We start from the raw sequence: 12820 nt of genomic DNA on the forward strand, positions 1-12820 counted from the left end.
GGCGTTTTTGGGTTAAAAATCCCGCCGGAAGATGCTTCTTTTGAAAATTCGTCATTCAAATTGCAGTTATAAACGAAAGAAGCCGACCTGAATTTGATATAAAAAGCGGGGGGAAATGGCGCATAGGATGAGGCTATCTCCATCGCTTTGACAGCTTACTCATGCAGGAGTAAGAATTATTGGAAAAACTCTAAAATTCGGATTTTGAAAAATGGAAAAGTTCACAACACTGACGGGTGTTGCAGCCCCAATGCCGGTTGTCAATATTGATACCGATATGATTATTCCAAAAAACTATTTGAAAACGATCAAACGGACGGGGCTGGGCAAAGGGCTTTTTGCAGATATGCGTTATCGTGATGACGGGTCCGAAAATCCTGATTTCGTTTTGAACAAACCCGCTTACCGTCACGCCAAAATCATTGTTGCGGGAGATAATTTCGGTTGTGGTTCATCGCGTGAACATGCGCCTTGGGCATTGGCCGATTTCGGGATACGTTGTGTTATTTCGACTTCATTTGCCGATATTTTTTATAACAATTGCTTCAAAAACGGTATTTTGCCAATTATTGTCAGTCCGGAAGATTTGCAAAAACTGATGGAGGATGCAGAACGCGGTGCTAATGCAACCATGACCATCGACCTTGAGAAAAAGGAAATCCATGGACCTGACGGTGGAACATTGAAGTTCGATCTTGACGAATTTCGCCGGCACTGCCTGTTGAACGGACTTGACGATATTGGATTGACTATGCGCAAGGTGTCCGAAATTGATTCTTTTGAAAAAAAGAATGCAAAGGAACATCCATGGGCCTGAATTAACGGGCTTTAAAAAAATAAACCGGATTTTGAATTGGCCGCTTGAGAGCGAGCTAATAAAACACGTTTTTGATAGCTGCAATGGAGCATGTAATTTAATATGGCTAGACCAGACCATAGTCATAACTGGGCCTCTCGCCTCTCTCCAAGTTTGAATGAAATAGATTCTATTGCCCGAAATTCTTTTGCCAATTTGCCGTCAAAATTTCGGGTTCTTTGTAAGGACCTTGTTATAAGAGTCACGGATTTTCCTGATGACCAGATGATGGATGATATGGGACTTGAATCTCCGTTCGAGCTTTTGGGCTTGTTTGAAGGACAAGGCATTAGCGAGCGGTTTTCTCTGAATACTGGCAATGAAACGAACCGGATTACATTGTTCAGGCGACCAATTCTTGATTATTGGTCTGAAAATGATGAAGCACTAGGCGATATTGTAACCCATGTTCTTATTCAGGAAATCGGACGTAACTTCGGTTTATCGGATGACACATTGGATGAAATAGAAGAAGCTGTCGAATAAGATCGAATTGCAAAGTTAAGATCACCGTTTGTCCGGCTTATTCGCATTTGCTGCAACAGGTTTTTCCGGTATTTCCCGATTGTTATTTTCTTTAACGCTCACTCATTTCCATATCATTACCAAGAGTAAAAATCGGGCAGAATAGTTTCGAGAACTGTTTTATTCAAAAATTTTCCCGCCAATCGCCAGAAAGTCGGGGAAACCTTTGTGATCACCAAGGTCGCTTATAATCAACCCTTTGAAATATATGATTATAAAATTAGGTGAAGGGAAGCCGATCGCTTTTATGAACAATTTTACATCGGTCTATTGAACAGTCGAAAAATTGTCGGCACGCCCTGCATGTTTACCGTTTCGTGGAACCCAGGAATCTTCATCTTTCAGAGGTTTCGGGTTGTCAGGATCACCAAGAAGACCATTATTCTGTCCCGCCATGTCATAAAAGCCGACAGGCGCAATCCGGTCGACATCGCGTGGTAAAACAGAAATAACAGGTCCGTTCGGATCGACTTTGATATTGTCCTTGTCATCCTTGGAATTCAAATTGAAAATGCCGTCCAACGGTTTTTCAAGGTAGAAAGCGAGTTTCTTTTTTCCCGCAGTGGTAAAATTTATCCCGTCATTGGCGCGCAATCGGGCTGTCTGTCCGTTTACATCATAACCGGAAAGCGCGAAATTTCCCTGTTCATCAACAAAACCTTCCCATACATCGATAAAATGTCCGCCAGCTGCTTCCACCTGTTGCTTATAAAGTCTGTTGAAAGAAGCTATTGCAATACTCAAGTCGCGATCTTTGAAAGACGGGTTGCCCAACCATAAGAACGGTTTGCCGGTTTGTTTGAGAGTATTTGTAAGTGCGGTAATCCGTTGACGATAATTGTCTTTCCATTCGCTGGCGTTGACATCAATGGTTTCGCCATTCATTTTGATAGGTTGATCATCATTGGCACCAAGTGCCATGACAATGACATCCGGCTTTTCTTTTGCTATGAGCTTCGGAATATTATCTATCCAATTATAGTGGTTGTCGCGAACGAGACCGGATGACAGATTTGTTGAAATCAAAACAACAATATCGGTGTTTTCTGCGTAAAGCTGGCTTAATCCGTCACCGGCAGCATTGGCGACGAAATCCCCCATTACCAGAATGCGTTTCGCGTTCTGTGCCTTCTGATTGGCTTTTTGCTGTGCAGGCGTTTTGGTAACGCGTTTTTTCTTCACCGGCGGTGGTGGCGGTGGATAGACCGGCTGCACTTCCTGTTTGCGCCCGAAGATAATATCAAAAATATTTCTTGCATCTGCGACTGCCGGTGCAAATGCCAATACAATGACTGGAAACAGAAAGAGGCCAAAACGTACAAGTCTTTTCATCAACAATTTTCCGGAATTAACGGCTACGAAGAATTGTCAATAATTCACGGCTCGGATTTCCATCAACGGGCAAACCATTGCGACTTTGATAAGTCTCGATCGCTTTTTTGGTTACCTCTCCGTTTTTACCGTCGATATTGCCGTGATAGTACCCCATTTTATTCAGTCTCGTTTGTAGTTCCTGACGTTCCTGGATATTGAGTGGCGAAAACGGTCTGTTCCAATCTTTGACCAATCCCGGACGGCCGGCAATGCGGTCGGAAAGTAGACCAACAGCCAAAGCATAACGGTCGGCACTATTGTACCGCTTTATGACAAAGAAATTTTTTGTAACCAGAAATACAGGTCCCTTCCGGCCATCAGGTAATTTCAGATTTGCTTTATCGGAAGGGTAGGGGAAGGGTTTGCCATTCGCCCGCTTTACACCCATTTTCGTCCATTCGGAAAGCGGCAACGAGCCCGGGGGGAATTTACCATTTTCAGGAAGGAGAACTTCATAGCCCCAAGGACGCCCCTCTTGCCAACCATTTTTCTTCAAAAGATTGGCCGCCGTTGCCAGAGCATCAGGAACCGACGTCCAGATATCGCGCTTTCCATCCCCATCCATATCAACAGCGTAGATCAGGTAACTTGTCGGAATGAATTGTGTGTGCCCGAGTGCTCCCGCCCATGAACCTTGTAAATGGGCGCGATCAATATCGCCGGACTGAAGAATTTTCATAGCAGCAATAAGCTGCGTTTGCGCATATTTTGCTCTGCGTTTGTCACCATATCCGAGGGTAGCAAGCGATCGAATGGCATCGCGCATAGCAGTGTCTCGATCCATTGCTTCACCGAAATCGGATTCAATTGACCATATTGCCAAAAGTATATTGCGATCGACGCCGAAACGTTTTTCAATTGCACCAAGCCACTTTGCCCATTTTTTCCCATGAGCACGACCGGTTGCAATCGCATTGTCCTGCACCCGATTGTCAAAATAATTCCATGTGGGATCGGTAAATTCGGGTTGATAAGCTGCTTTTTTCAAGACTTCCGGATCCGGAGAATCAACCCCCTTGAAAGCCAGATTGAAAGTTGCAGGCGTAATGCCGGCGTTCAAAGCAGTTGTTTTGAAGGCAGCAATCCAGCGTCTGAAGGCAATATCCGAACCGTTTGCCAAAACAGGCAAAGAACAAAATGCACCGATGAAACAGGCGCCGCCGAAAACTGCAAACCGTCTGGTTATCCGGCTATCGGTTATTTGAGGGAAACTATTTGTTTTTATTTTCATCTGTGCTCCGCCTGATAAAAGCAACAATTCGATTAAAAATGCCTCATCCCCATATTAAACCGATTTTCCGAATTTTTTGAATATTTTATCGTAATTTTTAATGAAGTTGATAAAATCCGGAAAATAGCATTCTTGCTGTGAAATTGACAATTTATTTAGCCTTTAGACAGTAAAATGTCATCACTTAAGATTGCAGCTTGCGAAAAAAGATGATGAGAGAAAACCTAATTTTGTCACCTTTCGCATTATACAATGAAAAACGTTGAATTAAACGGAATAAATTCGGGAGAGCAGTTTGAAAAAAATCCGTAAAGCAGTCTTCCCCGTGGCGGGACTTGGAACACGTTTCTTACCGGCAACCAAAACAGTTCCGAAGGAAATGCTCACCGTTGTTGACAAGCCTGTTATTCAATATGTAGTCGACGAAGCCCGCGAAGCCGGAATTGAACACCTGATTTTCGTAACGGGGCGCAATAAAGCGGTTATCGAGGATTATTTCGACGCGCAGGTCGAGCTTTATACAACGCTTGCCGAACGTGGAAAAAAGGAAGAGTTGGCTCATCTCAAGGATTTACAGCCACAACCGGGCACAACATCCTTTACCCGTCAACAGCAACCTTTAGGGCTCGGGCACGCAGTCTGGTGTGCACGCGAACTTGTTGGAAATGAACCCTTCGCTCTTCTCTTGCCGGATATGGTCATGCAGGCAGAAAAAGGGTGCCTTTCGGAAATGGTTCGCCTTTATGAGGCAACCGGCGGCAATATCGTTGCTGTTCAGGAATGCGATCCGGAAGAAGCGCATAAATACGGTATTGTTGGCAAAGGCAAAGCGGTCGCTCACGGCTTTGAAATAACCCAGATGGTGGAAAAACCCGCAAAAGGTACGGCTCCTTCCAACCTCTATATTAACGGGCGATATATTTTGCAGCCGGAAATTTTCGATATTCTGTCACGGCAGGAAAAAGGCGCAGGCAACGAAATCCAGTTGACGGATGGTATGCGTTCACTTGCACAAGATCAGAAGTTTTATGGGTACCGTTTTGAAGGTGCGACATATGATTGCGGTTCCAAAACCGGATTTATCGAAGCAAATGTAGCATTTGCTCTTTCGCGAGACGATATGCGTGATAAGGTTCTTGGACCCTTAACGACATTGTTGGCGAATATAAAAAAATAAAAGAGAGTAGACGTTAGACCCGATTTGCTTTATCAAATCGGGTCATGATGACAAATAAAACCCCTCATTTTTCTGCTGATGACGCAGTCAAATCTGCAAAACATACCATTTCTATCGAGAGTGCAGGGCTTGAAGCCATAAAAAAAGCTTTGGAAGATGGCCTTTCCAAGCCTTTTGCCGAAGCGGTTAAAAGCATTCTTCAATCCAAAGGTAGGGTCATTGTTACCGGACTCGGGAAGAGTGGCCATATTGGTACGAAAATCGCCGCAACTCTTGCCTCTACCGGAACACCGGCATTTTTTGTCCATGCTGCGGAAGCAAACCATGGCGATCTGGGAATGATTGAAGTGGGGGATGTCATCCTTGCAATATCATGGTCGGGCGAGACTGTTGAACTTGGCGGAATATTGAATCATGCTGCCCGCTTCCGTATCCCCCTCATTGCGCTCACTTCCGGCGCAAATTCGGCTTTGGGGCAAGCAGCAGATATTTTATTACTCTTGCCAAAAGTGGAAGAAGCTTGCCCGCATGGCCTTGCTCCGACAACGTCTACCACAATGCAACTTGCAATGGGGGATGCATTAGCCGTTGCACTTCTCGAAATGCGTGGCTTTACCGCCAGCGATTTTAAAATTTTCCACCCTGGCGGTTCTCTCGGAGCAAATTTGAAGTTTATCCGTGATATTATGCATCGTGGCGACCGTATTCCCATTGTCAAAAGCGGAACACCGATGAAAGATGCCATGCAAGTGCTTATAGAAAAACACTTTGGTTGTGTCGCGGTTGTCGATAGCGACGGCAATTTGGAAGGCATTGTCACAGACGGTGATCTTGCTCGAAATATCAATCGGGACCTTTCAAAACTTACGGTCAATGATGTTATGACAAAAGACCCCAAAACAGTCACTCCCGATATGATGGTCGGTGCAGCAACTGCTTTGATCAACGATCATAAAATTGGCGCACTTCTGGTGGTTGAAAACAAAAAACCGGTTGGTCTTGTTCATTTCCATGATTTGTTACGAATTGGCGCGATTTAAAAATATTGTCACTACTTCAACTATAATTTTGTCGACTAATGAAAAGCATTAATTGATTTTATATAATTAATAAATTTAAATTTTATTTATAACTTTACTTAGTCTGAAATATTTTTATCTATTTTGTCTTTTAATGACTTATTTTTATAAATTTTTATTTCAGAAAATTGCTTTATTTGCAAATTGAGATTATCCTTCAATCCCCATGTCGAAGTCCGGTATGGGGCTAAGCATAAAAACTATTATGTGGAGGATTTTTGATGACACCTGAACTTAATTTTATCGACGGGAAGCTTGTTGATTGCAAAGGATGCAACACGATTCCTGTTACCAATCCTTCAACTGACGAAGTTATTGGAGAAATTTATGAAACGCCGAAGGGGGAAGTTGATAGGGCAGTTGCAGCAGCCAAAAAAGCGCAACCGGCATGGGAGAAATTACCGGCAATCGAACGCGCAAAATTCTTGAAGCAGATTGCTCAAAAAGTGCGCGAGCATGCGGACGAGGTCGCAAATATTCTGGTGAGAGAACAGGGAAAAACCCAGGCACTTGCCAAGGTGGAAGCAAATTTTACCGCCGACTATATGGATTATATGGCAGGTTGGGCGCGTCGCATTGAAGGGGAAATTATCCCCTCGGACCGTCCGGGTGAAACCATTTTATTGATGCGACAGGCGATTGGTGTCGTTGGTGGTATTTTGCCGTGGAATTTTCCGTTCTTCCTGATTGCCAGAAAAATGGCGCCAGCACTTCTTGTCGGCAATACGATTGTCATCAAGCCAAGTGTCGAAACACCGCTCAATGCTTCTATTTTTGCTAAAATCGTTGCCGATACAGATTTGCCGAAAGGCGTATTCAATATGGTCTTCGGGCGTGGCTCGACCACCGGCCAGAATATTTGCGAAAATCCGGATGTCGGGCTTGTAAGCTTTACCGGTTCTGTCGATACCGGCGTTCGCATTATGTCTGCTGCAGCAAAGAACATTACCAAAGTCAATCTGGAACTCGGTGGTAAAGCACCGGCAATTGTTGCGAAAGATGCGGATCTTGACCTTGCTGTCCGTGCTATTCTTGCTTCACGTGTTATCAATACGGGACAGGTTTGTAACTGTGCAGAACGGGTTTATGTCGATAGAGCTGTCGAGGCCGAATTTCTTGAGCAAATGAGCAAAGCTATGAAAGCGGTACGCTATGGCAATCCGGAAAAAATGGCCGATGCCGATATGGGGCCGTTGATTAATAAAGCGGCCTTGTCTTCGGTTTCCGGTTTTGTTGACAGAGCACTTAAAGAAGGTGCCGAATGTCTTGTTGGTGGTGAACCTGCTGACATAAAGCAAGGTAACTTCTATGAGCCGACATTGCTTGCCCACTGCAAACAGAAAATGGAAATTGTCCAAAACGAGGTTTTCGGGCCAGTTTTGCCAGTCGTTGCATTTGATACAATTGATGACGCTATTGAAATGGCCAATGACACGATTTATGGCCTCACATCGTCGATCTATACCAAAGATCTTTCAACGGCCATGCGTGCATCAAACGAACTCCGTTTTGGAGAGACCTATATCAATCGCGAAAATTTCGAAGCTATGCAAGGTTTCCATGCAGGAACTAAAAAATCAGGTATTGGTGGAGCCGACGGCAAGCATGGCATACTTGAATATACCCATACCCATGTTGTTTATATTCAGAACTAAATAACGGATAAATTCAAGTTTTAACATCATTGGAAGCAACCCAGAGAGTTGCTTCCAATAAAAAATAATATATTTAAAAAAATATAAAATTTATTTATTATAAATATTTATCGTATTGAAAATAATTTTTCGAATAAATTTTTAATGGACGTTTATTATTATAAAACCGAATAGATATAAAACGATATTTATTTTATATTTATATAATTGAATTTAATGATGTTTTTCAAATTGATTAGGATTTTTTTCTAATTAAAATGAAAAATAGATATATATATTTTATACATTTGTTGCTAGAAGTAATAATTATCCCTGTATTTCTTTTAAAGAAAAGGGGTAAATAAAGCGACCATATAAAAAGGACAGTTCATATTGCTCAGGCCGCAACCAATTGCCGATAAAGAACGGCTAACGCGTATCCGTCGTTTGCGTGGAAAAATGGCGGCTGAAAATGTCGATGCGATATTTTTGGGAGCAACATCCAATCTACGATATTTTACCGGTCTTGAGTGGGGTATGAGCGAGCGCCTGTGCGGTGTACTGATCTCTCATGAAAAACTGACCTATATCGTTCCGGCATTCGAACATTCGAGATTGGAAGAACTGCCGCATTTGTCGGGAGATATTGTCGTCTGGCAGGAAGACGAAAGCCCGTTTGACAAAATAACCAGACTTTTGAATCCGAAAGGCATATTGGCTGTCGATGAAGCAATTCCTACGAATTTCTTTCTTGCGCTGGTATCGTTGATCGGTCAATCCCGTTTAACCGGTGCCAGTCAATTCACGACAAGTTTGCGGATGGAAAAATCCGAAAACGAAATTGCGCTTATCCAATATGCGATGGATGTTACTTTGGAAGTGCAAAAACATGTGCGTGATTTTTTGCGTCCGGGAATTTCTTCATACGAGGTTATAAAGTTTATTGATGAAGCCCATCGCAAGCTTTGCGGAAACGGTTCGAGCTTTTCAATTGTCTCATTTGGAAAGGCCACTTCGATACCTCATGGCGTTGAAAGTGAACAAATATTGCAAAAACAGGATCCGGTGCTGATTGATATAGGCACAACGGTAGAAGGATATAATTCCGATATTACACGAACCTATATGATTGGTGATGTGACGGAAGATTTCGCTAAAAAGTGGGATATAGAAAAGCAATTGCAAAATATTGTTTTCAATGCCTGCAAAATTGGTGGTCGTGCGGCAGATGTGGACAATGCCGGACGAAAAGCGTTGGAAATGTTCGATCTGGGGCCGAATTATCGACTGCCGGGGATACCTCATCGCATTGGACATGGTCTTGGCCTTGATATTCATGAAGAGCCTTATGTTTCCCGTCATGACAACACCATTTTGAAGCCGGGTATGTGCTTTTCCGACGAGCCGACCCTTATCTTCCCGGGTAAGCTCGGTATCCGTCTGGAAGACGCGATCTATATGACAAAAGACGGGCCGAAGTGGTTTACGCAACCGGCACTTAGCCCTGTCGCTGTTTAATGCCGGTATTGGATTTCGATAGTAGAACGAACACGCGAAAAGAGAGAGGAACCATTATGAAAATATTACGGACAATTGCGCTGGCAAGCGTATCAGTGGCAAGCCTTGCCACACTTTCTTTGTCGGCAAATGCAAAAACGCTCGTCTACTGTTCCGAGGCTTCGCCTGAGGGATTTGATCCGGCTGCATATACAACCGGAACAACATTCGATGCCAGTGCGCATACAGTTTATAACGGCCTCGTCGATTTCAAAAAAGGAACAACCGAAGTTATACCGGCTCTGGCCGAGAGCTGGGATATTTCACCGGATGGTTTGGAATATACATTTCATTTGAGAAAGGGGGTGCATTTCCACAAAACCTCCTATTTTTCGCCATCGCGCGACTTCAATGCTGACGATGTCGTCTTTTCGATTGAACGACAGTGGAAGAAAGATCATCCTTGGTACAGCTATGCTCCGGGGCTATCATGGCAATATTTTAATAGCATGGGATTTGGCAAACTTCTCAAAGATGTCAAAAAGGTTGACGATCACACAGTCAAAATCACATTGAACCAGCCGGAAGCACCGTTTTTGGCCGATTTGGCAATGAACTTTATTTCGATCATGTCAAAGGAATATGCGGACAAGCTGCAGGCAGACGGAAAAATGGTCGAGCTCAATGCAAAACCTGTGGGAACGGGACCATTTATCTTTGTTTCCTATCAAAAGGATGCGGTGATCCGTTATAAGGCAAATCCTGATTATTTTGAAGGCAAACAACCGCTTGATAATTTGGTTTTTGCCATCACAACAGACCCGTCAGTGCGTGCACAAAAGCTGAAAGCCGGCGAATGTCAGGTGATATCAAATCCGGCACCGGCTGATGTCGCAGGATTGAAGGCAAATCCGGATTTGGTTGTAAAAGAGCAACCGGGTCTTAATGTTGCTTATCTTGCTTATAATACTCTTCAACCACCTTTTGATAAGGTTGAAGTGCGTCAGGCTTTGAATATGGCCATCAATAAGAAGACTATTCTCGAAGCCGTTTACGAAGGGGCAGGCACTCCTGCCAAGACACCGATACCACCCACAATGTGGTCCTATAACAAATCCATTGAAGAAGATAATTATAATCCTGAAGCGGCCAAAGCACTGCTCGACAAAGCAGGTGTAAAAGACCTGAAAATGAAAATTTGGGCAATGCCGGTCAGCCGTCCCTATATGCCAAATGCCCGACGCGCCGCAGAGTTGATGCAGGCCGATTTGGGAAAAATTGGTGTCAAAGTCGAGATTGCCACAATGGAATGGGGTGAATATGTCAAACAGTTGCGTGAAAAAAAGCGCGACGGGGCTGTTATAATGGGGTGGACAGGCGATAATGGTGATCCGGATAACTTCCTGAGTGTTCTAGCTTCGTGCGCTTCTATTGGGAGCAATAATTATGCAAATTGGTGTTACGAGCCATTTGACAAAATAATTTCGGAAGCAAAAAAATCGGCAGATCATGAAAAACGCATAGAACTTTATGAACAGGCTCAGGCTATTTTCAAACAGCAGGCTCCTTGGTTTGTCATCGCCAACTCAACGGTGGCTATGCCAATGTCAAAAAAAGTAAAAAACTATGTTATTGATCCGGTTGGTGCCCATCGCTTCGTTAATGTAGATATAGATGAGTAATAGAAGCTTTATATTGGCCATAGACATAAAAACTATGGTCAATATAAACTTGAATATAACAAAGGTTTGTCTTTTTGTTCCAATATTTTAAACATGTGTAACAATCAGACTCAAATAAACGTTTTTATAGAATGATATAGGGGAAACCATGAAATTACTGAAAGAGTTCGTATTCTCTGTTGGAGTAGCAACAGCATTTTTTGCAATTTCCAATGAAGCATCCGCAAAAAATCTGGTTTATTGTTCGGAAGCATCTCCGGAGGGGTTCGACCCCGCGCTTTATTCAAACGGAACAGCATTTGATGCATCTGCATGGGCTGTCTATAACCGGCTGGTAGAATTTGATCCGGATAAACCGGGCGTTTTCCCGGGGCTTGCTGAAAGCTGGCAAATATCCGATGACGGGAAAGAATACACTTTCCACTTGCGGAAAAATGTAAAATTCCAAAAGACTGCTTTTTTCACTCCCACGCGACCATTGAATGCGGATGATGTGATTTTTACTTTCGAGCGCGCTAAAAATCCGGACAGTCCTTGGCATGCCTATACGTCCGGCATTCGCTATCAGTTTTTTGAAAGTATGGGGTTTAGAACGCTCATCAAGGATATCGTGAAAGTCGATGACCAAACAGTCAAATTCATTCTTGACCGACCGGATGCTCCCTTTCTTGCCGATCTCGCTATGCCATTTTTGTCGATTAATTCGCTAGAATATGCGCAACAATTGGAAAAGCAGGGAAAACAGGAACAGTTCAATCTTCAACCGGTTGGAACTGGCCCATTTACTTTTGTCACATATCAAAAAGATGCACTGATACGCTATAAGGCAAATAGTGATTATTATGCGGGAAAGCCGAAGATAGACAATCTTGTTTTTTCGATCACGACAGATCCGGCCGTTCGCGCACAAAAGCTGAAGGCCGGCGAATGTGATATCATGTCTTATCCGGCTCCTGCCGATATTGGTGAATTGAAATCGAATCCGGATTTGAAAGTTGTCGAGCGACCGGGATTGAATATCGGCTATATGGCTTACAATACGACAGTGCCTCCCTTTGACAATGTTAATGTAAGACGCGCACTCAATATGGCGGTCAATAAAAAGGCCATTATTGATGCTGTTTTTGATGGTTCGGCAACAGTCGCAAAAAATCCGATGCCACCGACAATGTGGGGTTACAATGACAATGTCAAGGATGATGCATATGATCCGGAGAAAGCCAAACAGATGTTGGAAGCTGCCGGTATCAAGAACTTCAAAATGAAGATTTGGGCAATGCCGATAAGTCGGCCTTATATGCCTAACGCACGACGCGCTGCCGAGCTTATTCAATCCGATTTCAAAAAAGTTGGTGTAGAGGCCGAAATTGTCTCTATGGAATGGGGTGAATATATGAAAGCGGGTAAAGCAAGGGATCGAGACGGTGCCATTATTATCGGCTGGACAGGCGATAATGGTGATCCTGATAACTTCCTTGGTGTTCTGCTTTCATGCATTGGAATAGGGACTACGAATTATGCGAATTGGTGCAGTAAGCCGTTCGATGATCTCATTGAAAAGGGTAGGACTGTCACCGACCAGCAAGAGCGGACGAAACTTTACGAACAAGCCCAACTGATATTCAAAGAACAGGCTCCCTGGCTGACGCTCGATCATTCAACCGTATTTATGCCAATGAGAAAGAACGTAACCGGCTTCAAACTCTATTCGGTAGCGGGCTATCGTTTCGAACATGTCGATATCGAAAAATAACTTTCGGTTGAT

10 protein-coding genes are annotated in these 12820 nt (G+C 43.5%); 8 read left to right on the forward strand and 2 right to left on the reverse strand.

Features of this window, described 5'->3' with window-relative positions; all coding sequences use genetic code 11:
• Positions 1–211 precede the first annotated feature (211 nt).
• Positions 212–817, forward strand: coding sequence for a 3-isopropylmalate dehydratase small subunit (gene leuD / locus H3S83_RS04180; protein ID WP_078039146.1), 606 nt, complete (start codon positions 212–214; stop codon positions 815–817).
• Between the two features lie 102 nt (positions 818–919).
• Positions 920–1342, forward strand: a complete 423-nt coding sequence (locus tag H3S83_RS04185) for a metallopeptidase family protein (protein WP_198238997.1) — start codon at positions 920–922, stop codon at positions 1340–1342.
• 306 nt (positions 1343–1648) lie between these two features.
• On the opposite strand, the gene H3S83_RS04190 is transcribed toward H3S83_RS04185, so the two are convergent.
• Both H3S83_RS04190 and H3S83_RS04195 read right to left on the reverse strand, forming a co-directional pair.
• Positions 1649–2713, reverse strand: coding sequence for an SGNH family hydrolase (locus H3S83_RS04190; protein WP_198238998.1), 1065 nt, complete (start codon positions 2711–2713; stop codon positions 1649–1651).
• Positions 2714–2729: 16 nt separating this feature from the next.
• Positions 2730–3986 (reverse strand): lytic murein transglycosylase, encoded by a 1257-nt coding sequence (locus tag H3S83_RS04195; protein WP_078039149.1) that lies wholly within the window; start codon positions 3984–3986, stop codon positions 2730–2732.
• A 295-nt stretch (positions 3987–4281) separates the two neighbouring features.
• Between H3S83_RS04195 and galU the strand changes: the two genes are divergently transcribed.
• The 6 genes from galU to H3S83_RS04225 all read left to right on the forward strand — a co-directional run bounded on the left by galU (position 4282) and on the right by H3S83_RS04225 (position 12808).
• Positions 4282–5163: a UTP--glucose-1-phosphate uridylyltransferase GalU gene (galU, locus tag H3S83_RS04200; protein WP_198238999.1), complete on the forward strand. Its 882-nt coding sequence runs from the start codon at positions 4282–4284 to the stop codon at positions 5161–5163.
• A 47-nt stretch (positions 5164–5210) separates the two neighbouring features.
• A complete protein-coding gene (locus tag H3S83_RS04205; protein WP_077970600.1) occupies positions 5211–6203 on the forward strand; it encodes an SIS domain-containing protein in 993 nt (330 codons plus the stop codon).
• Between the two features lie 260 nt (positions 6204–6463).
• Positions 6464–7897: an aldehyde dehydrogenase gene (gene aldA, locus H3S83_RS04210; protein WP_198239000.1), complete on the forward strand. Its 1434-nt coding sequence runs from the start codon at positions 6464–6466 to the stop codon at positions 7895–7897.
• Between the two features lie 372 nt (positions 7898–8269).
• Positions 8270–9394, forward strand: a complete 1125-nt coding sequence (locus H3S83_RS04215; protein ID WP_246741712.1) for a Xaa-Pro peptidase family protein — start codon at positions 8270–8272, stop codon at positions 9392–9394.
• 56 nt (positions 9395–9450) lie between these two features.
• A complete protein-coding gene (locus tag H3S83_RS04220; RefSeq protein WP_198239001.1) occupies positions 9451–11055 on the forward strand; it encodes an ABC transporter substrate-binding protein in 1605 nt (534 codons plus the stop codon).
• A gap of 148 nt (positions 11056–11203) precedes the next feature.
• Complete coding sequence (locus H3S83_RS04225; protein ID WP_198239002.1) at positions 11204–12808, forward strand: ABC transporter substrate-binding protein; 1605 nt, start codon at positions 11204–11206, stop codon at positions 12806–12808.
• Positions 12809–12820: the final 12 nt, after the last annotated feature.

The sequence above is a fragment of the Bartonella sp. W8122 genome (genome assembly GCF_016102485.1).
GTDB lineage: Bacteria > Pseudomonadota > Alphaproteobacteria > Rhizobiales > Rhizobiaceae > Bartonella > Bartonella apihabitans.

Excerpts from the sequence above, each read along its gene's own strand:
- H3S83_RS04185 (WP_198238997.1), top strand. The coding sequence starts at position 920 with ATGGCTAGACCAGACCATAGTCATAACTGGGCCTCTCGCCTCTCTCCA.
- H3S83_RS04225 (WP_198239002.1), top strand. The coding sequence starts at position 11,204 with ATGAAATTACTGAAAGAGTTCGTATTCTCTGTTGGAGTAGCAACAGCA.
- H3S83_RS04205 (WP_077970600.1), top strand. The coding sequence starts at position 5,211 with ATGACAAATAAAACCCCTCATTTTTCTGCTGATGACGCAGTCAAATCT.
- leuD (WP_078039146.1), top strand. The coding sequence starts at position 212 with ATGGAAAAGTTCACAACACTGACGGGTGTTGCAGCCCCAATGCCGGTT.
- H3S83_RS04190 (WP_198238998.1), bottom strand. The coding sequence starts at position 2,713 with ATGAAAAGACTTGTACGTTTTGGCCTCTTTCTGTTTCCAGTCATTGTA.
- H3S83_RS04195 (WP_078039149.1), bottom strand. The coding sequence starts at position 3,986 with ATGAAAATAAAAACAAATAGTTTCCCTCAAATAACCGATAGCCGGATA.
- aldA (WP_198239000.1), top strand. The coding sequence starts at position 6,464 with ATGACACCTGAACTTAATTTTATCGACGGGAAGCTTGTTGATTGCAAA.
- H3S83_RS04220 (WP_198239001.1), top strand. The coding sequence starts at position 9,451 with ATGAAAATATTACGGACAATTGCGCTGGCAAGCGTATCAGTGGCAAGC.